An 18736-nucleotide genomic window follows, 5' to 3' on the forward strand; every position below is an offset into this window, starting at 1 on the left:
TCTATGCTTAGAGGCATGAACCAGCCAAACACGCTGCCCGAACTTGCCCCAGCGCCCGTTTCACGAGCCTTCGGTTCAGATAACTGGGCTGGCGTCCATCCCGAGGTCATGGCGGCACTTGCAGCCGCCAACGTAGACCACGCCCCCGCCTACGGCGGCGACGCCTGGACCGCGAGCTTCGACGAACTCGCAAAGCGTCTCTTTGGCGAAGACACCGAGGCGTTTCCGGTGTTCAACGGCACGGGGGCTAACGTACTCGCACTGCAGGCGGCACTGCCGCGCTGGGGCGCCGTAATCTGCGCACAGACCGCACACATCAACCTCGACGAGACCGGAGCCCCGAGAAAACCGGCGGCCTGAAGCTGTTGCCCGTGCAGACCCCCAACGGCAAACTCACTCCCGAACTTGTTGCGCGCGAGGCCTGGGGTTGGGGCAGTGAGCATCGTGCACAGCCCCTCGCGGTTTCGATCTCACAGGTCACCGAAGTTGGCACCTGCTACACACCAGACGAGATCCGCGCACTCGCCGACTACGCCCACGAACACGGCATGCTGCTGCACGTCGACGGCTCGAGGCTCGGCAACGCGGCGGCCTATCTGGGGTGTTCACTCGCAGACATCACCAGCAATGTTGGAGTCGATCTACTCAGCCTCGGCGGCACCAAAAACGGCCTGATGGGCGCAGAAGCCGTTGTGGTGCTTCGCCCCGGATCCGCCCCAGGCATTCCGTTTCTGCGCAAAATTAACCTGCAGCTCTCCTCTAAGATGCGTTTTATCTCGGCGCAGTTGATCGCCCTGTACGAGGGCGAGCTGTGGCGCAAGTCGGCGTTGCACGCAAACACGATGGCAGCACGTCTCGCAACTGGCATTGAGGCACTGATTGCGAGCGGTGCGGCAGACGGGGTGCGGATCGCCTATCCTGTCGAGTCGAACGCGGTGTTTGCGGTGATCCCACCGAAGATCGCAGAGCGGGCCCGCGCGCAGTACGCCTTCGCCGACTGGCCCTCGGGCGAACACGTGCGCCGCCTCATGTGCGCCTTCGACACAACGCCCGAAGACGTCGACGGTCTGATCGCGACGCTCGCGGGCTGATCTTGCCCCTATCTCCACCTCTACAGCATGCGCATTCGTAATCGAGTGCGTCCATATTGCTAGTTGGCGCGAGGCGAACTCGCAATATGGCTACACCGGATTGGTGGGGTGCGGTGGGGTGCGGTTGATGGGCCGGCTAGGCAGATACCTTGCGCGGTGACAGGCGTTCCAGCAGCACCGACAGCACCAAGGCCGTCACGATTCCGATGACCGGAGGGATCCCGACGCCGAGCTGACCCGCGAACCAGGCCAGCGCGCACGCCAAGACATAGACACCCAGGTTGACAAGGTTGAAACGAGGCAGAATCTCGCCGACCGGCATCTGCGTGCGTCGCCAGCGCGCAAGGTAGTCGCCGATAATGACACCACCGAGCGGCGGAATGAAGGTGCCCAGCAGACCGAGATATTGGGGCAGATGCTCGTGCACCCCGACGAGCGCGAGCACAGTGCCGATGACGGATCCGATGATCACAAAGCGAGTCTTGCTGGGCTTCTCGAACAGCTCGGCACCCGCGACACCAAACGCATACGCAGTATCGGCGTTCGACTTCCAGAGGTTTCCGAACAACAAGAACAGTCCCCAGCCGACGAGCCCGAGCTGGTAGAGCACCAGCACAAAGTCGCCCTCGCCAAAGGTGATGGCGCCGATGGCACCAAAGAAGATCATGAGTGCGTTGCCAATGAGGAAGCCGATCAGGCACGCCCACACGGCCTGCCGCCCGGTGCGACCGAAGCGTGTCCAATTGGGGGCCTGCGTGCCCGCCGACACAAACGTACCAACGACGGTGGTGATGGCGACGGCAAAAGTCATCTGTCCACCGGGTTGGATCGCCGCGAGGCCGACCCAACCGCCGACCTCATCGAGCGAGCGGAACATCACCCAGAACGCCAAGATGAGAATGAGGGGTGTCGACACGAGCGACACCCAGTACATGCCGCGGTACCCGTAGCAGGCCGTCGCGCACATGAGGGCACTGACGCCAACCATTACAGCAGCCTTCGCGGCGTAGGTCTCCCACCCAAACGCCTGCGCGGTAAGCTCACCGATCATGCCGATCACAACGCCGTACCAGCCGATCTGTGTACCACCAAGCAGGATCGAGGCGAGCTTAGACCCCCGTGTGCCGAGCGTGTAGCGGGCCATCACCACGGTCGTGAGGCCAGTGCGGGCGCCGATCCACCCCAAAAACGCAACGTAGGTGCCGAGCACGAGTGATCCGACCGCAATCACGAGCACCAGGTCGCTCAGCCCAAACGCCTCGCCCAGCGCCGAGCCCGCGAGCATCGTTGGCGTAAACACGGTAAAACCGAGCAGCACCACCATAAGCGAAAACGCGCCCTTGCGCGCGTGCTGCGGCACGGGTGTGACCGGGTAATCGGAGTCTATGACCTCAGAGGGCGATTCGGGATCAGCGGCGCGCACCGCAGACTCCGCGCTCACGCGCCGAGCTCGCTCGCACCAGCACTGAGCTCACTCGCCTCAACACCGATGTCTTCGGCCCACACTTCTGGCCGCTCGCTCATCATGCGGTCCATCAGCGCGATGCACACGGCATCGTCGGCGATGACGAGCTCGGTTCCCTTTGAGCGCAACCACTCTTCCGATGCCTCGAAGCTGCGGTTTTCGCCGATCACGATGCGCGGGATCTCGTACAGGATCGCGGTGCCCGCGCACATGGTGCAGGGAGAGAGTGTTGTGTAGAGCGTGCACTCGCGGTAGACGCTCGCGGGCAGGCGGCCAGCCCGCTCGAGGCAGTCGGTCTCGCCGTGGCGGATCACGCTACCCATCTGCACGCGACGATTGCGTCCGACAGCGAGCACCTCGTCACCATCGGCGCCGTGGCGCACGAGAGCCGCCCCGATCGGCACTCCGCCCTCGTCCCAGCCCAGTTGGGCCTGCTCGATGGCGAGGTCCAGAAACTTACGATCCGCGGTGTTCAACGTTGGGCTCAAGGGCATGAACTCAATCGTATCGCGGCTCCGCCTTCTGGGCTCCCTCCCTCACGAGGGAGCCCTCGCAAAAACATCATTCGTCTGGCGGATGGTTAAGAATACGCTTGGACCCTAGATTCGAATCAGGCACAACACAAACTCTCCCCAGACCGCCACCGCCACCGCCACCGCCACGAAGCAGTTCATCTCCCCGACAATCATGAGCACCATGACCGGCGCAGGCATTGGACTCGGCATGGGGTCGAGCATGGCGGTTGCCGGTTTGACTGACACGCCCCTCGGTCTCGCAACGGCGGTCACAGTGCCCACCACGATGATCCTCGCGATTTTCGGCGCACGCCTTCTCACTCTGCGCTCGTGCGCTCGGAACGCCTAAGCGCTTGCGCCAGCAACCACTCCTAACTTAGGCTAGCCTTACTAACGTGTGACGAGGTGCTCAAGTGAGAACTTCTCGGCTCACGCGGCCCACCCAACCCTAAGGAACTCGCTTGCGCACCTCCCGAATCTTCGGCGTTGCCGTCGCCGTCATTCTTGCCGCGTCTCTCGCCGCCTGCGCACCAAGCAGCGGTAAAGACCAGACGGGCAGCACACCCTCAGACGCAGGATTCCCCGTCACCATCAAACACGCCTACGGTGAGACCGTCATTAAGAAGAAGCCGGAGCGAGTCGCGACCGTCGCCTGGGCAAACCACGAGGTGCCACTCGCGCTAGGCATCGTGCCGGTCGGCATGGCAAAGGCGACCTGGGGCGACGACAATGACAACGGCGTGCTGCCCTGGGTTGAAGACAAGCTCAAAGATCTTGGGGCCAAGACCCCCGTGCTCTTCGACGAGACCGATGGCATCGACTTTGAGGCCGTCGCCGACACTCAACCCGATGTGATCCTCGCCGCCTACTCAGGCCTCACCAAAGAGGAGTACACCACACTCTCGAAGATTGCTCCGGTAGTCGCTTACCCCGACGTTCCCTGGGGCACCTCGCTTGAAGACATGATCACCATCAACGCCAAGGCGCTCGGCAAAGACGCCGCAGCAAAGGAATTGATCGAAAAACTCCAAGGTGAGATCGACACCGCCCTCAACGCGCACGCCACCCTCAAAGATAAGAGAGTGCTGTTCACGTTCCTTGATCCCTCCGACTTCTCGAAGATCGGGTTCTACACGGCACATGACACCCGTCCCGGCTTTCTCGCGAGCCTCGGCCTGCCTCAGCCAAAGGCGGTCGAAGAAGCCTCCGCCAAAACCGACGCGTTCTACACGGAGGTCAGTGCAGAATCGGCCGACAGCTTCGACGACGTCGACATACTCGTAACCTACGGCGATCCCGACAGCGATCTGATCAAGCAGGTACAGGCCGACCCGCTGCTCTCGCAGATTCCCGCGGTCAAAAAGGGACTGATCGCGATCCTGCCAGACGCGACGCCGCTCGCAGCCTCCGCGAACCCGTCACCACTCTCGATCGGCTGGGGCATCGACGACTACTTCGCGGTGCTCGCGAGCGCCATCCCCGCGGCGTGACGCTGCTGAGCCCACCGAGCGCATCGCCCCAAACTGACCGGCTGCGCCGCTCCGCGCTACACAAAAGTATGTGGATCGGCTGCGGAGTAGCGCTCGTTGTGGTGCTGATCGTTGCTTCGGTGGTGCTCGGTGCGCGCGAGGTGACTTTCTCAGATGTTGTTTCTGCTCTGCAGGGATCTCACGATTCAATTGGCGAGGCGGCAGTCGCGAAGCGGATCCCGCGCACCGTTCTCGCCCTGCTCGTGGGGGCAGCGCTCGCGATGTCGGGCGCGGTCATGCAGGGCGTCACGCGCAACCCTCTCGCAGACCCCGGCTTACTGGGGTGTCGAGCGGGGCATCGCTGGCGGTTGTTGTTGGCATCAGCTTTTTTGGTCTGACTCAGCCGATGAGCTTCATGGCGGTGGCGATCGTGGGTGCCGCCCTCGCAGCCGTCTTCGTCTACTCCATCGGTTCGGTCGGTAGGAGCGGCGCGACCCCGCTGCGGCTGGCGCTCGCGGGTGCGGCCACCTCCGCTGCATTTATTTCGCTCACCAGCGCGATCATGCTGCCCCGGGTTGATCTGCTGCGCACCTTCCAGTTTTGGATCATTGGCAGCGTGGGTGGCGCCAATTGGGAGAGCATCGCCGCGGTGCTGCCGCTGCTCGGCGTCGGTACCCTCGTGTGCCTCCTCAGCGCACGCAGCCTCAACTCGCTCGCACTGGGTGACAGTCTCGCTGTGGGTCTCGGCGTGCGGGTCGGCCGCGCGCGCCTCGTGTCGTCGCTCGGGGCCGTGATTTTGTGCGGTGCAGCCACGGCGATTGCTGGTCCCATCGGGTTCGTTGGGCTCGTGATCCCGCACCTGTGCCGCCTGTTGGTGGGTCCGGATCACCGCTGGCTGCTCCCGTTCTCAGCGATCGTCGGCGCGGCGCTGCTGCTGGCAGCCGATGTTCTCGGGCGCATCGTTGCCCGCCCGGCAGAGATTGAGGTGGGCATCGTCGTGGCGCTGCTGGGTGCACCGTTCTTTATCTGGATCGTGCGTCGGCAAAAGGTGCGTGAGTTATGAGCACGAGTGAACGCAGCCCCAGCGCCCAAAACCCTGCGGCACCGTCCGCCGCGGCCACTCGCGTTCTCAAAGGTCGCCGCCAGCGCCAGCGCAGCCGCACGCTCATCACGCTCACGCTCGTCACCATCACGCTTGTGGTGTGCTCGGCCACCCTGTTGCTGGGCCGCACGGTCTATAGCCCCGCGGACGCGCTCTCGGTGCTCATGGGAGACACGGTGCCCGGGGCCTCCTTCACCATCGGAGAGCTGCGGCTCCCGCGCATGGTGCTCGGTGTGCTAGCCGGATTCGCCTTCGGTGCTGCTGGCTCGACCTTTCAGACCATGCTGCGCAACCCGCTCGCCTCCCCCGACGTCATCGGCATCTCGGCTGGTGCCAGCGCCGCGGCGGTCATCGGTGTCGTCACACTCTCACTCAACGAAACCGCGGTTTCGTTTCTAGCTCTGCTCGGCGCACTCGTCACGGCCGGGGCGATCGCACTGCTGTCGCACCAGGGCGGATTCTCGGGCATCCGCTTCATTTTGATTGGCATCGGGATCGGCGCGATGCTGCACAGCGTTACCTCGTACGTGCTGTCTCGCGCGTCTGACTGGAACATTCAATCGGCCATGCAGTGGCTCTCAGGCAGCCTCAACGGGGCGAGCTGGGAGCGGGTGCTGCCACTTCTGCTCGCGTGCGCCGTCTGTGTTCCCCTGCTCATGCTCGGCAGTTCCAGCCTCGGCACGCTTCGTTTGGGCGACGACACCGCCCGCGGCCTGGGTGTGCCGGTGCAGTTGACACGCATCGCCCTGATCCTGGCAGCCGTTGTGTTGCTCGCGTTTGCGACCGCCGCCACCGGACCCATCGCGTTTGTAGCCTTTATGGCTGGCCCGATCGCGGCACGCCTGGTGGGCTCGAGCGGTTCGCTGCTGTTTCCAGCGGGGTGTGTGGGTGCGCTGCTCGTTATCGCCTCTGACTTTGCGGGGCAGTTTCTTGTCGACACGAGATACCCTGTTGGCGTGATTACGGGTGTGCTGGGCGCCCCCTACCTGCTCCTACTTCTTATTCGCATGAACCGCACCGGAAGCAAACGATGACTCTCACTCACCAACTGGCGGCGGAGTCTGTCACGCTCAGCTACGGCGACCGCATGATCGTTGAGGACTTCTCGCTCAATATCGAGCCGGGTGCCATCACCGCGATCGTGGGGGCCAACGGCTGCGGTAAGTCAACCCTGCTGCGAGCGCTCGCGCGCCTACTGCGCCCGCGATCGGGGCAGGTGTTGCTCGACGGCGTTGCCCTGCAAGATACCCCTCGAAAAAACTCGCTCGTGTGCTCGGCCTGCTGCCGCAGAGCCCGATCGCGCCGGAGGGCATCGCCGTTGCCGACCTGGTGGGCCGCGGTCGCCACCCCCACCAGGGACTGCTGAGCTCTTGGAGTCCCCGCGACTACGAGGTGGTGGCCTCGGCACTTGAGGCAACCGGCATGAGCGAGTTCGCGGATCGCCCCGTCGACGAGCTCTCTGGCGGGCAGCGGCAGCGGGTGTGGATCGCGATGGCGCTCGCACAAGAGACGAGTGTGCTGCTGCTCGACGAGCCGACGACGTTCTTGGACGTCGCCCACCAGATCGAGGTGCTCGACCTGCTCACCGATCTCAATCGCGATCGCGGCACGACGATCGTCATGGTGCTGCACGACCTCAATCTCGCGGCCAGGTACGCCGACGTGCTCGTTGCGCTGCGCGACGGCGCGGTGCAGGCAGTGGGATCGCCCGGAGCGATCCTCACCCCCGAGCTGGTGCGCGACGTGTTTGGTTTAGAGAGTCGGGTGATTCCGGATCCCGTGTCTGGCACGCCGCTCGTTATTCCGGTCGGGAGACACCATGCTGAGTGAGTCGCAGGAAACGGTAATCGAGAAGGCAGACTCCTCGGACACAGCGCTAGAGGCGCCCTTTACCGTGGTCACCGCCCGAGTGGATCTGGTTGAGCACCCATGCCCCAACTTCGTGCGGGTGCACTTCGTGGGCCCCGGCATCAACGGGGTCGGCACCCCCGGCAAAACCCTCGACCAGCGGGTCAAGCTCATCTTTCCGAGTGACCACGGCACTCTCCCCGACATCGTGGGAGCGGGCGGCGACTGGTACCAGGCCTGGCTCGCCGTGCCGTCAACCAGGCGCGGAGCAATGCGCACGTATTCGATCCGCGAGCTGCAGGTGATCGGCGGTCACACGCGACTCATCATCGACTTTGTGCTGCATCTCGCCCCCGGAAAAACTGGGCCCGCCTCGCTCTGGGCGAGCCAGGCGAAGGTCGGCGACGAGCTGCTGCTGGTGGGTCCTCGCCGCGGGCGGTTCGATGGTGGTGGTATTGAGTTCGATCCGGGATCAGCGAAGACGATCTTGCTTGCCGGCGACGAGACGGCGGCCCCCGCTATTGCGCGCATCCTGGAAGACGTAGACCCTGCGACCAAAGGGGTCGCGTTCATCGAGGTTCCCAGCCCCTCCGATGTGCTCGATATTCGGGTGCCCTCGGGGGTTGAGGTGCACTGGCTGCCGCGCTCGGCCAGTAGTCACGGCGCCGAGCTGATCCCGCGAGTGCTCGGCCACCTGGGCGCGCAGTCGCACGTGCACATCGCCGACGACGGCACCGAGAACCTGGTGTGGGAGACGCCGGGGTTTTCAGCCTCCGGCGAAGAGATCGTTGCAGAGGGCGGCGCCGATGAGAACCGCGACGCCGACTGCTACTACTGGATCGCGGGCGAGAGCCGCGTGGTCACCACACTGCGCAGGCACCTCGTCAAAGACCTCGGCATCGCCCGGGCGCAGGTGGCCTTTATGGGCTACTGGCGGCAGGGTGTTGCTATGAAGGGTTAGTGCCGCTTCTAAACCCCAACACCACCAAACACCAACCGCGCCGCAATCACCAGCATCACTGCGGCGACAACACCATCGAGAATCTGCCAGGAGCGCGGAGTCGCAAAGAACTTCGTGAGCATCCGCGCTCCATAGCCGAGCACAAAGAACCACACGACGCTCGCCAGCGCACCGCCTGCCACGAACCACCAGCGCGCCGGGTCGCCCTGTGCGTTACCGATCGAACCCATCAGCACCATCGTGTCGAGGTACACGTGCGGGTTCAGGTAGGTGATCGCGAGGCAGGCGAGGATCGTGCGCTTCAGTGAGCCATCCGATCCCTCGCCAGCAACCAGCACCTCGGGCTTCATCGCCCGCCGCGCTGCCGACCACGCGTACCACAGCAGAAAGGCGACACCGCCCCAGCGCACAATCTCGAGCACCACGGGTGCCCGCTGCACCACAAAGCCGATCCCGGCCACACCAAGCAATTCGAGTACCGCATCAGTGAGCCCGCAGATCAGCACAACCGGCAGCACGTGCTCGCGCCTGATCCCCTGCCGCAGCACAAACGCGTTCTGCGCACCGATAGCCACGATGAGTGAGAGGCCGCTGCCAACGCCGATGAGAAGAGGAAGGATCATTCCTCCGACGTTAGGGCCTGCAAGCCCCGAATTGCTACTTTAGTGGGGCTAATTATCCTTCACCTCAATAAGCAGTGCTTAATTTTAACAATTGGGCTCTTTCTTGGAACACTTCTCTCGACGGTCGAGTCGATGATGTGGGGCAATATTGCGACATCTCAGTCCTGCATGAGAGTGAGAGACTTGGTGGCCTACACCTGGGCGACGAACTGGGCATCATTTATGCATCTCGAAACGGTGAGCACACCGCCAAGATTGTGTCAGGCGGCAAAACAGAAACGTTTAGCTTCGATCTCACCCGGCAACGCTGGCCGCGTTCCACGGCACTTTCCCATGGGCGCTGGCAAGAGGTGTTGTGGCAGACCCAGGTCAAGGGTACCTCTTCCGCGGAGCCGTATCCGGCTCTCTGGCTGCCGCTCAGATACTCGAGCCCGCAGACACCGCGCACGCAGCGTCACAACGCAGCAGGGTGACTCGGGCACCGGGACCGAGGAGAAACCCGCTGCGCCGAAGAACGAGACTGGGCGGCAGGTGGATCGCCAAGCCGCAGAGGCCGAGGATTCTGTTGCCGGCAACCCTATTGAGGAAGGCAAAAGGCATCCACCCATCGACATGAAGGAGGTTACCGTCATCCGGCCGCCAGAGACGTTCTGGACGGGCGACCGCGGACAAAATGACTGAGACGGTACCCCATTGACGCTGAATCGTTTCCGTGAATAACTTAGATGTGCGGGGATATTCCGACGTAATCGGGATAGTGAGGACGAGGGCGATGATTGCTGATCATGCGGCATTTAGCATTAGGGGAACATCTTGGCCGAAACGCGGCGTGAGCACTCTAGCTTTCCTGCTGCTTGTTTCCCTTTCTCTCTTCGTTCCGCAACCGACGTGGGCGGCGACCAATGCGACCAATGCGACCGTTAACGCCAACCAGACCTTTTATACGTGGGTGCAGAGTGGAGAGACGTTTTCTTCGACGTTCACTGAGGCGGGACAAATCTTCTCTGGCTCCGGAAACCCAATCGTGACGGTCGTGCGGCCTGACGGGTCATTTGAGGAGTGTGTCAACATCATCGTGGGTGCACCGTTCGGCCAGGTGTGCAGCTTCAGTGAAGTGGCAGCCGTGACCGGGGTGTATGAGGTGCGTTTGCGCAGTTCGGATCCCAATTCAAGCTACGTCAACGCACCTATGCGCTGGACAATAGCCGCATCGGGCGTGAGCGGTGAAATATCCGGACGCACGTGGTCAAACAACTTTTTCATGCGAAATGAGAACACTGGGTTTGTGCCGCTTCTGAACCTGTGGGTGCAAACGGAGTACGGTTACGCCTACGCGCTCAGCATGTCGGGATTGCACGGCATCAACTCCGCGTACAACGCCGATGCCTTTGGGGTGGTCGATACGAACACATGCGCATCCGCTCACCAAAGTTCTGCATTTACGGCCAATAGTTTTCCAAACATTCGAAACGTGGTTGGGTCATCGTGCGAATTCACGCCATACAAGGTCTTCTTTGAACGACCTGCCCCAGACCTGCCCGAAAGCGTGACGCTGACAGATGGATCCTCAACTTGGCTGCAATTGCCAATCGGGGAGCCAGCCATTACATCCCTAGCGTTCACCCCCGATAGCCCAGGTGCCATGGCGGGTACCGTGGACATCGTTACCCAGAACATCGAGGGAACAGGTCGCCTGCAATTTGACACTGACAATGACGGAGATTTTGCTGGTCCGAATGATCGCCAGGAGAACCTGGCAATTCGCAGCGGAGACTCCACGTCGATTGCATTCGATGGGCTCGACGGCGATGGCAACCCGATTGGCGGGAGCATTGGGTTTGGGGTTCGCCTGACAATTAATAGCGTGGGAGAAGTCCACTTTACGCTCGACGATATCGAATTGTTGCAGGGTGGTCTCAGCGTTACTCGCTTGAATGGCCCGACTGAGGGAAGGTCTCAACTCTTCTGGGATGATCGTCCGTTGCAAGACGTTGCCTTCGATGCGCAGGCGAACATCAAGTGTTCCACGACACCGGCTAACTTTGGGGGAGAGAACGGTACAGACGCATCCACTGGGGTTCATGGCTGGGATTTTGGGGCCTGTCCTGACGTTGGTTCGCTCAATAGTGCCCCGACAGATACTGTCAATGGAGGCAGCTGGGGAAACAACAGGGCGATAGACAACTGGGCATATGTGGGTGTTGATCTGCAAGAGACGATTCAGGTGGTCAATGATCCCCCTCAGCTTTCGCTCGTGAAGAGCGCGGATCGAGACACGTACGCCGCCGGAGACCCTATTGAGTACTCCTTCCTGCTCACAAACACCGGAACCGTGCCGGTCTCAGACATTGCCATCGAAGAGCTGTCGTTCACAGGAAGCGCTGACCTTTCCGAAGTGGTGTGTCCTGATCCTGCCTCCTTGGAGCCAGGCCAGTCGTTCACCTGCACGGCCAGTTACACGGCTTCGCAGGAGGACTTGGATCGAGGCAGCATCGACAACACCGCGGTCGCAAATGGCACCGGTGAAGCTGGTGATCCGGTTCGCTCGAATGAAGACTCGGCCCGAGTGATAGGAGACCAGCAACCGAAGCTCGAGCTCGAAAAATCCGTTGATCAAAAAACCTACGTAACGGGCGACACTCTCACCTACACGTTCACGGTCACCAACGCGGGAAACGTGACGATGCGCAATGTTGACGTGCGCGAACTTGAATTCTCTGGCACGGGAGAGCTCTCTGAGCTGACGTGCCCAGCGGAGGAGACCCAGAGCCTTGCGCCAGCAGCTTCCTTTACCTGCACCGCAACCTACGTGACGACGGGTGATGACCAAGAGGCATCCGAACTCACGAATGTTGCTCGCGCCAGCGGCACCCCCGGAACACCGACGGCGCCCGGTGTTGACTCAAATGATGATTCCGCCCGGGTGGCGGCAGAGCCGATAGCGCGAAACCCGCTCGTGGTGACCGGTAACAATGGGGTGTCGCCTCTGCTGCTGATAGGGGCTGGTGCGCTTGTAGTGGGAGGGATCGGCGCGTTTGTGATTGCGCGGCGGAACCGACGAGAGCCACGATGAGCAGCCGAGCTAGATACTCCTCTAAAAACCTGTAGGGAAGCAGCGACAGAAGCATTTTGGCGCACAAACAGCGTAGAAAAATAGGCTTCACCAACCAAAAGTGGCGGGTTGCGTGGTCACCGGACGGGAGCATCCGCCACCAAGAACGCAAATCTACGCCACAGCTACCCAACTATCAACGTAGCCTTTAACTTAGAACCATGGACCTTCCCGTCGAACACCTGCAGACCTTCGCCGCGATCATCGAAGAGGGCAGCTTTGAGGGTGCCGCGCGCCGCCTCCACATCACGCCCTCTGCCGTTAGCCAGCGCGTGCGTGCGATGGAGGAGCGCGCCGGGTCCGTGCTGCTGCGCCGCAGTCGCCCGGTGGCAACCACCACCGCCGGCGCGAGTGTGCTGCGCGCGGCACGACAGGTACAGCGAGTGGTTGGGGATCTCGCCACCGAGCTTGAGCAGGGCCCGTCTGGTGGCGCACTGATCCCGATCGTGGTGAATGCCGACTCCCTCGCGACCTGGTTTGTACCCGCCCTCGCCCGAGCCAGCCACGAAACCGGCGCTCGCTTCGAGGTGCTGCGCGCCGACGAATCGGTATCGACCGAGCGGCTGCGCAGTGGCGAGTCGATGGCCGCGCTCACCGCGACCGCCGAGGCGGTGCCGGGCTGCAGCTCAACGCGTATCGGAGTGGATCGTTACCAGGCCGTCGCGAGCCCCGAGTTTGTGATGCGCTACTTTGCCAAGGGCCTGTCGGCCGAGACGCTCGCTGCCGCTCCGGTTGTCGAGTTCGACCGCCACGACGACTTTCAGGCACGCTTCATTCGCCGCGTCACCCGGGCGCGGATCGACCCGCCGCGCCACTTCATCCCGTCGTCGGCGGAGTTTGTGCGCGCGATCGAACTCGGCATGGGCTGGGGCATGGTGCCCCGCTTGCAAGGAGTCCCGTGCCTCGAAGCTGGCAGCCTCGTTGCGCTCGGATCAGGTAATTCCATCGACCTACCGCTCTACTGGCAGCGCTGGAACCTGCGCTCCCCCGTGCTCGACAGGCTCTCCGTAATCATCGCGGAAGAGGCAGCAAAGGCACTCGGCTGAGCCCAAAACCGCGAGGCGGCGAGCGTCTACCCCACCATCGCGAACCCGGCGATCAGGTACGCGATAAACGACAGCACACCGGCGGTGGCCGCGTAGGGCAGGATCGACAGCATGAGGTTGAGCGGCTTCACGCCGACCGACTTCGACGCCAGAATGATGCCGTCACCGTAGAGGCAGGTTGTCGAGCCGAGTGCGGCTCCTGAGAACACCGCGGTGCCGGCGAGCACCGGATCTACCCCGACCGCGATTGCGAGTGGCAGCACGACGGGCGTGATGACCGCGGCGAGATCCCAGAACGCACCGGTCGCGTAAGCGTAGACACCGCACACCAAGAAAACAATCGCGGGCAGCAGTGCACCGTGCATGACCGGCTCGGTGGTGCCAATAACCCACTCGGCAAGCTTCAGGTCGGTGTTGATCTGCTGCACCATAAAGGCCAGCACAAACAGGATAATCACGTAGCCCATGCTCATGACACCCTCAAAGGCCTGCTCGAACACATCACGGATGCGCATGCGCTTCTGCGCAACGTACAGAATGATGGCCACAACAACCGCCGCAGCGGAGCCCTTCACAATATCGACCTCGGTCAGGATCGTGACAGCTACGAGCGTGATGATCGGGATCAAAAAGTTGTAGGGCAGCGGCCGCCGACCCTCGGTGTCGGAATCAGCGAGTTCAAAGGCCCGTTCCTCAGCGGTGAGCCCCTCGGGCAGCGTATCGTTCGTGCGATCCACCCGCAGCTGTTCGCGGCGCAGCGGCCCAACCAGCGGCAGCACACCGAGCGCGAGCAGCAGACCAATGATCAGCGCAAACCAGCCGAAGAACACAAACGGCAGACCCTGCACGTAGGCACCGAAGCCCGAGCCGTTAACTGTCACGCCGTCTTGCTCAAGCAGTGCGGCAAAAAACACCGCCCAGGTCGAGAACGGGATGATGACCGCGATCGGTGCCGAGGTTAGCTTCACGATCGAGCCGAGCAGGGTGCGAGGCACACCGTAGCGATCGGTGACGCGCTTCATGGAGGTGCCGACGGTGAGCGCATTGAGGTAGTCGTCGATGAACAACGCGACCGTAAGCAGCCAGGTCAGCACCAGCGACTTGCGCCGCGAGTTGACGAAGCGCTCAGTCCACTTCGCGAAGTCACTCACCGCGCCCGACACATTGAAGTACGCGATGAGGATCCCGAAAAGCACGACCACAAGCGCCAGCCAGTGCACGGTCTCGTTCGACAGCGACGCACCAAACGTTGAGACGAGGGTGTCGAAGAACCCCCAGCCACCCAGCAGGATCGCACCGACAATGCTGCCCGCGAAGAGGCCAAGCAGCGCACGCTTCGTGAAAACCGAAACGATCAGAACGGTGAGCACCGGCAGCAGCGCCAGAGCGGTATTTTCTATCATCAGTGTCCTTCAGGCGCGGCATCGACGCTGCGCCGGTTGTGAGGGTTGGGGTTAAGGCGTGTGATCCTCGCGGATCCCATCGAGGTAGGTTGCGAGCACAGGCAGGTCGAGCAGTTCGTCGCCCGAAGCGGTTGTTGGGTCGGCGGCCCAGACCGCCAGGTCGGCGCGGGATCCTTCGCAGATCACTCCCTGGTCAAGGTCACCCTGCGCGTGCGCCGCGCCGCGGGTATATCCGTGTAGCGCCTCTGCTGCCGTGAGCCGTTCGTGGGGCTCGTAGACAAAGCCGTTTGGATCGCGGGGGTCTCGCCGCAGCACCGACCACGCAAGCCCGAGGCGCGCGTCGAGGTCGGCAATCGGCCAGTCAGAGCCGAGGGCGAGCGACGCCCCGGCCCGCAGCACCGAACCGGCGTTCCAACCGCGTGCCGCGCGCTCGGGCCCCAAGCGCCTTGCCCACTCGTCACTGCCGTCTTCGATGCGCCACTGCATGTGCGGCAGCTGCATCGAAGCGGTGATGCCGTTCGCAAATAGTCTCACGATGTCGCTCGGGTCGAGGCACTCGAGGTGTTCGATGCGGTGAGTCGGGCGGCCGACGGCCTTGCAACCCGCGGCCTCGTATGCCGTGATCGTCTCGCCGACGGCACGGTCGCCGATCGCGTGCGTCGCGATCTGAAACCCCGCGTGGGTGAACTCGCGCACGGCCTCAACGAACGCCGCCTGCTCACCCCAGAAACCGGTTATGCCATCGCCGTCAACATCGGGTTCGTACAGCCAGCCGGCTCCCGTGTCGATCACACCGTCGGCGTAGAGCTTAATTACTCCACCCCGCCAGCGCTCGCCCGCGCGATCGCGCTGCGCACGAATCGTGGCCCGCTCCGCCGCGGTGTACGAGGGCTTCACGTCCATTGCGCTGACAATGCGAACCGGCAGGCCCGATCCCGAGCTGTCGAGTTCTTCGAGCAGGTCAAGCGTGCCCGAGTTGCCGTCCATAATCATGCCGCCGGTGAGTCCGGATCGCCGCATGCGCGCGAGCGTGCGGCGCGCTGAGTCGAGGGTCTCGCTGCGGCTGAGTTCTGGCATCGTCGCGAGCAGCGGCTGGTATGCGCTGTCTTCGCGCAGTTCCCCGGTCGGACGCCCCAGGTCGTCGACCACAACCTCGGAGGTGTCGTCGAAGCTGCGGGTGCCGGTGACCCCGCCCCTGCGCAGTCCCTCAGAGCTCGCGAGCGCAGTGTGAAAGTCGAAAAAGAACAGCAGAGCTGGCAGGCCGTCGACCGCGTCGTCAATAAGCTCGGCGCGAAGGCGTTCACCCTCAAAGGCGGCGTAGTCCAGGTTCCAAGCGCGTACCCAACCGTCGGTTGTCTCACGGCGAACTCGGCCCGCTTCCTGGCGAAGCAGGTTCAAGACCTCGCGCAGATCCACCACGCCGCCAAGATCCACACCCTGCGTGAGTTCGACACCCTGAATCGGGTGGAGGTGCGCATCGATAAGTCCGGGGGTGAGAGTCGTGCCGCTGAGGTCTTCGAAGCGAGTGTGTGAAGCCGCAAAGGCCTGTGCCACTTCCGCGCGATCGCCCACACCAAGCACTCGACCCGCAGAGATCGCCACAGAGCGCGCATCGACACAGTTGTCACCCGAAACGAGACTCCGAACCCGAGCCCCCTCTAAAATGATGTCGGCTGACGTCACAGGCGCGCTTCCCCTCTCCCGTGACGATTCCCACGGACCAGCTGTTAATTTACGCTCATTCAATTATTATTGCAAAACGCCCAGGAAGGCCCATGTCCTCAGAAATCGAGACACCAAAGCCCAGCGGACGCCCTGCAGGCCGCCCAAGATCCGCCATCCTGTCACGAGAGCGAATTCTTGAGGCCGCGTTTGTGCTCTCCGACGAGCGAGGATCCGATTTCACCCTTGCCGCTCTCGCCCGTTCACTCGGCGTGCGAGCATCGGCCCTGCACCACTACTTTTCGAGCCGCGAGGACCTCATTGCTGGCATGCGCGGGCAGCTGACCCTGCGGGTGGGTGAACACGGTTTTGACACCCTGAGTTGGCACGCGGCTGTGATTCCCTGGGCGCGCGCGTACCGCGAAACCCTCGGTCAACACCCGGGATCATCGCAGCACTCGCGACACTTCCCGTTGACGGCGAACCCGAATCCATCGCAGATTACAACCGGATCGCAGAAGCCTTCCGACGCGACAACTACCCCGAGCACCGCATCGTGCCCGCCATCATCGCCATCGAGTCGTTCATCATCGGATCGGCGCTCGACGCACTCGCCCCACAAGACAATCTGCGCCCTTCACGAGAGCCGGCGGAGGCAGAAGCCCTCGCCTCTGCCGAAGCCGCCGCTCGCGATCATGCCGCGGCGCAGAGTGAGACCGTTACAGAATCCTCGTTTGAGTTTGGGCTGCACGCCCTTGTCTCCGGGCTTCGTGCCGCCAGCACCCCCGCGACCCTGGGCGAACACTAATGTGGGGCGTGCTGCAGGGCTTCACCCTGATCCTCGGCATCATCGGAGCCGGGTACCTTGCCGCGCGCTTTGGTATCGTCGAGGGGATCAGCGCCGCGTACTGAACAACATGGCGTTTTACGTCGCCACCCCCGCGCTTCTGTTCTCTGTACTTCACACGAGCGACCCGAGTGTGCTGCTGTCGCCAGTGATCCTCGTGACCAGCACTGCGGCGCTACTCGCCGCCGCGGTGTATATTGTTGCCTCGCGGCTCTGGTTTAAACGCGATCTCGCAAGCACAACCCTTGGCGCAACAACCTCGGGTTACGTGAATTCAAACAATCTGGGCCTACCTGTAGCCGTCTATATTCTCGGTGACGCCGCGTACGTCGCTCCCCTGCTGCTCGTGCAGCTTGTTGTGTTTGCGCCCGCGATCCTCGCCATTCTCGAAACCACCCGCGGTGATGCACGGCCTCACCGTGCAGATCGAGGCGGTGTCGCGCGCGGGGCTCTTGTTGCGTTCGGGCGAGCTGCACGCAACCCCATCATCGTGGCTTCAGTGCTGGGATTTTTGGTCGCGCTCCTGCAACTGCCGATCCCGAGTATCGCCATGGGCCCGATCGATATGCTGGGCCAAGCCGCGATCCCAATGGTACTGATGAGCTTCGGAATCTCACTTCGCGGGCAGCGCGCTCTGCAGCCTGGCTCCGGCCGCGGGGCGGTATTCGCGGCGTCTGGGATCAAGGTGCTGCTGATGCCTGTCTTGGCTTGGACGATCGGCACTGCGTTTGGGCTCAGCCCGCACGAGGTCTTCGTAGCAACCACCATCGCCGCCCTGCCAACAGCCCAGAACGTCTACAACTACGCCGCAACGTACCGCCGCGCGGAGACGATGGTGCGCGACACGGTGTTTCTCACGACGTTCACCTCGATTCCAGTTATTGCCAGTGTTGCCTGGTTGCTCGGCGGTTAGATGCGCGGGAATATTTGTTTCGTTCACCCTGTTTCACTCCTGCGGAAAGCACGTCCCGCACCACACAAAAAGTAGGAGACCACCCGTGAATCCGCGCATTGCACAGACCAGCGCCCCTCTGCTCGACACGCTCGCAGAGCGCTGGAGCCCCCGCGCTTTTGATATTGAACACTCATTGCCCGAGGGCGCACTTCGCGGGATTTTCGAGGCCGCACGCTGGGCACCAAGCGCAAAAAACACACAGCCCTGGCGCTTCATCATTACGCGCCGCGGCAGCGAGAGCTTCGCAAAGATTGAGGCAGCGCTGCTCGGCTTCAACCAGACCTGGGCCGGCAACGCGGCCGCCCTCGTTGTCAACATCGCCGAGACCACTGACGCAGACGGCAACAAACAGCCCTGGGCGGAGTATGATCTCGGCCAGGCGGTCGCACACCTCAGCATTCAGGCGCAGAGCGAGGGTCTCCACCTGCACCAGATGGGCGGCTTCGATCGCGACGCGATCCGCACCGCGTTCGATCTTGAGGAGCGTTTCCTGCCGGTCTCGGTGACCGCCATCGGTGCAATCGGTTCGCTTGATCAGTTGCCCGAGGCCCTTCGCGAGCGCGAGACCGCACCGCGAGTGCGCCTGCCACTCGAAGACCTCGTGCTCGTGCGCGACTAATTCGATTCGATCGCGACG

General features: G+C 62.7%; 15 protein-coding genes and 4 pseudogenes. 14 read left to right on the plus strand and 5 right to left on the minus strand.

Features of this window, described 5'->3' with window-relative positions; translation table 11 throughout:
• The first annotated feature begins 15 nt into the window (after positions 1–15).
• Positions 16–1091: pseudogene (locus G7066_RS14260) on the plus strand (threonine aldolase family protein).
• Between the two features lie 136 nt (positions 1092–1227).
• On the opposite strand, the gene codB reads toward G7066_RS14260, so the two are convergent.
• On the minus strand, positions 1228–2532 hold the full coding sequence (gene codB, locus G7066_RS14265; protein ID WP_244303051.1) for a cytosine permease: 1305 nt from the start codon (positions 2530–2532) through the stop codon (positions 1228–1230).
• Complete coding sequence (locus G7066_RS14270; RefSeq protein ID WP_205881462.1) at positions 2529–3050, minus strand: nucleoside deaminase; 522 nt, start codon at positions 3048–3050, stop codon at positions 2529–2531. Before G7066_RS14270 ends, codB begins: the two co-directional genes overlap by 4 nt.
• Positions 3051–3243: 193 nt before the next feature.
• Between G7066_RS14270 and G7066_RS14275 the strand changes: the two genes are divergently transcribed.
• The 6 genes and pseudogenes from G7066_RS14275 (at position 3244) to G7066_RS14300 (ending at position 8451) form a co-directional block, all read left to right on the plus strand.
• Positions 3244–3420, plus strand: a complete 177-nt coding sequence (locus G7066_RS14275; RefSeq protein WP_166331688.1) for a hypothetical protein — start codon at positions 3244–3246, stop codon at positions 3418–3420.
• Between the two features lie 112 nt (positions 3421–3532).
• Positions 3533–4561 carry an iron-siderophore ABC transporter substrate-binding protein gene (locus G7066_RS14280; protein ID WP_166331689.1) on the plus strand — a complete coding sequence of 343 codons (1029 nt, stop codon included), beginning with the start codon at positions 3533–3535 and terminating at the stop codon, positions 4559–4561.
• Positions 4558–5603: pseudogene (locus tag G7066_RS14285) on the plus strand (FecCD family ABC transporter permease). The gene G7066_RS14280 and the pseudogene G7066_RS14285 overlap by 4 nt, the downstream one beginning before the upstream one ends.
• On the plus strand, positions 5600–6676 hold the full coding sequence (locus tag G7066_RS14290; RefSeq protein ID WP_166331690.1) for a FecCD family ABC transporter permease: 1077 nt from the start codon (positions 5600–5602) through the stop codon (positions 6674–6676). The pseudogene G7066_RS14285 and the gene G7066_RS14290 overlap by 4 nt, the downstream one beginning before the upstream one ends.
• Positions 6673–7472, plus strand: a pseudogene (locus tag G7066_RS14295) (ABC transporter ATP-binding protein). Before G7066_RS14290 ends, G7066_RS14295 begins: the two are co-directional and overlap by 4 nt.
• On the plus strand, positions 7462–8451 hold the full coding sequence (locus G7066_RS14300; RefSeq protein WP_166331691.1) for a siderophore-interacting protein: 990 nt from the start codon (positions 7462–7464) through the stop codon (positions 8449–8451). Before G7066_RS14295 ends, G7066_RS14300 begins: the two are co-directional and overlap by 11 nt.
• A gap of 8 nt (positions 8452–8459) precedes the next feature.
• Here the strand turns inward: G7066_RS14300 and lysE are convergent, their stop codons facing one another.
• Positions 8460–9074, minus strand: a complete 615-nt coding sequence (lysE, locus tag G7066_RS14305) for an L-lysine exporter (RefSeq protein ID WP_166331692.1) — start codon at positions 9072–9074, stop codon at positions 8460–8462.
• Between the two features lie 137 nt (positions 9075–9211).
• Here lysE and G7066_RS14310 point away from each other — a divergent pair, with 137 nt between their 5' ends.
• The 3 genes from G7066_RS14310 (at position 9212) to G7066_RS14320 (ending at position 13232) form a co-directional block, all read left to right on the plus strand.
• Positions 9212–9547, plus strand: coding sequence for a hypothetical protein (locus tag G7066_RS14310; RefSeq protein ID WP_166331693.1), 336 nt, complete (start codon positions 9212–9214; stop codon positions 9545–9547).
• A gap of 356 nt (positions 9548–9903) precedes the next feature.
• Positions 9904–12147 carry a DUF7507 domain-containing protein gene (locus G7066_RS14315; protein WP_166331694.1) on the plus strand — a complete coding sequence of 748 codons (2244 nt, stop codon included), beginning with the start codon at positions 9904–9906 and terminating at the stop codon, positions 12145–12147.
• Positions 12148–12347: 200 nt separating this feature from the next.
• Positions 12348–13232: a LysR family transcriptional regulator ArgP gene (locus tag G7066_RS14320; protein ID WP_166331695.1), complete on the plus strand. Its 885-nt coding sequence runs from the start codon at positions 12348–12350 to the stop codon at positions 13230–13232.
• 26 nt (positions 13233–13258) lie between these two features.
• Here the strand turns inward: G7066_RS14320 and G7066_RS14325 are convergent, their stop codons facing one another.
• Together G7066_RS14325 and G7066_RS14330 are read right to left on the minus strand one after the other, a co-directional pair.
• The gene (locus G7066_RS14325) at positions 13259–14635 is read right to left on the minus strand and encodes a Na+/H+ antiporter NhaC family protein (protein WP_166331696.1); all 1377 of its coding nucleotides are present in this window, start codon (positions 14633–14635) and stop codon (positions 13259–13261) included.
• 51 nt (positions 14636–14686) lie between these two features.
• Entirely contained in the window at positions 14687–16318 is a 1632-nt protein-coding gene (locus tag G7066_RS14330) for an amidohydrolase (RefSeq protein ID WP_166331697.1), read from the minus strand.
• Positions 16319–16410: 92 nt separating this feature from the next.
• On the opposite strand from G7066_RS14330, the pseudogene G7066_RS18045 reads away from it, so the two are divergent.
• From G7066_RS18045 to G7066_RS14350, 4 genes and pseudogenes are all read left to right on the plus strand, one after another.
• A pseudogene (locus tag G7066_RS18045) lies at positions 16411–16611 on the plus strand (TetR family transcriptional regulator); the annotation flags it as partial.
• Positions 16612–16679: 68 nt separating this feature from the next.
• On the plus strand, positions 16680–17105 hold the full coding sequence (locus G7066_RS16615) for a TetR/AcrR family transcriptional regulator C-terminal domain-containing protein (RefSeq protein WP_166331698.1): 426 nt from the start codon (positions 16680–16682) through the stop codon (positions 17103–17105).
• A gap of 109 nt (positions 17106–17214) precedes the next feature.
• Positions 17215–18057, plus strand: coding sequence for an AEC family transporter (locus G7066_RS16620; RefSeq protein ID WP_244303053.1), 843 nt, complete (start codon positions 17215–17217; stop codon positions 18055–18057).
• A gap of 85 nt (positions 18058–18142) precedes the next feature.
• Complete coding sequence (locus tag G7066_RS14350) at positions 18143–18718, plus strand: nitroreductase family protein (protein WP_166331699.1); 576 nt, start codon at positions 18143–18145, stop codon at positions 18716–18718.
• The last annotated feature ends 18 nt before the right edge of the window (positions 18719–18736 follow it).

The sequence above is a fragment of the Leucobacter coleopterorum genome, assembly GCF_011382985.1.
GTDB classification, from domain to species: Bacteria; Actinomycetota; Actinomycetes; order Actinomycetales; family Microbacteriaceae; genus Leucobacter; species Leucobacter coleopterorum.

Bases quoted from the DNA above. Each gene is read 5' to 3' on its own strand.
- G7066_RS14270 (WP_205881462.1), bottom strand. From the start codon at position 3,050: ATGCCCTTGAGCCCAACGTTGAACACCGCGGATCGTAAGTTTCTGGAC.
- G7066_RS14275 (WP_166331688.1), top strand. From the start codon at position 3,244: ATGAGCACCATGACCGGCGCAGGCATTGGACTCGGCATGGGGTCGAGC.
- G7066_RS14290 (WP_166331690.1), top strand. From the start codon at position 5,600: ATGAGCACGAGTGAACGCAGCCCCAGCGCCCAAAACCCTGCGGCACCG.
- G7066_RS14300 (WP_166331691.1), top strand. From the start codon at position 7,462: ATGCTGAGTGAGTCGCAGGAAACGGTAATCGAGAAGGCAGACTCCTCG.
- lysE (WP_166331692.1), bottom strand. From the start codon at position 9,074: ATGATCCTTCCTCTTCTCATCGGCGTTGGCAGCGGCCTCTCACTCATC.
- G7066_RS14320 (WP_166331695.1), top strand. From the start codon at position 12,348: ATGGACCTTCCCGTCGAACACCTGCAGACCTTCGCCGCGATCATCGAA.
- G7066_RS14325 (WP_166331696.1), bottom strand. From the start codon at position 14,635: ATGATAGAAAATACCGCTCTGGCGCTGCTGCCGGTGCTCACCGTTCTG.
- G7066_RS16620 (WP_244303053.1), top strand. From the start codon at position 17,215: ATGGCGTTTTACGTCGCCACCCCCGCGCTTCTGTTCTCTGTACTTCAC.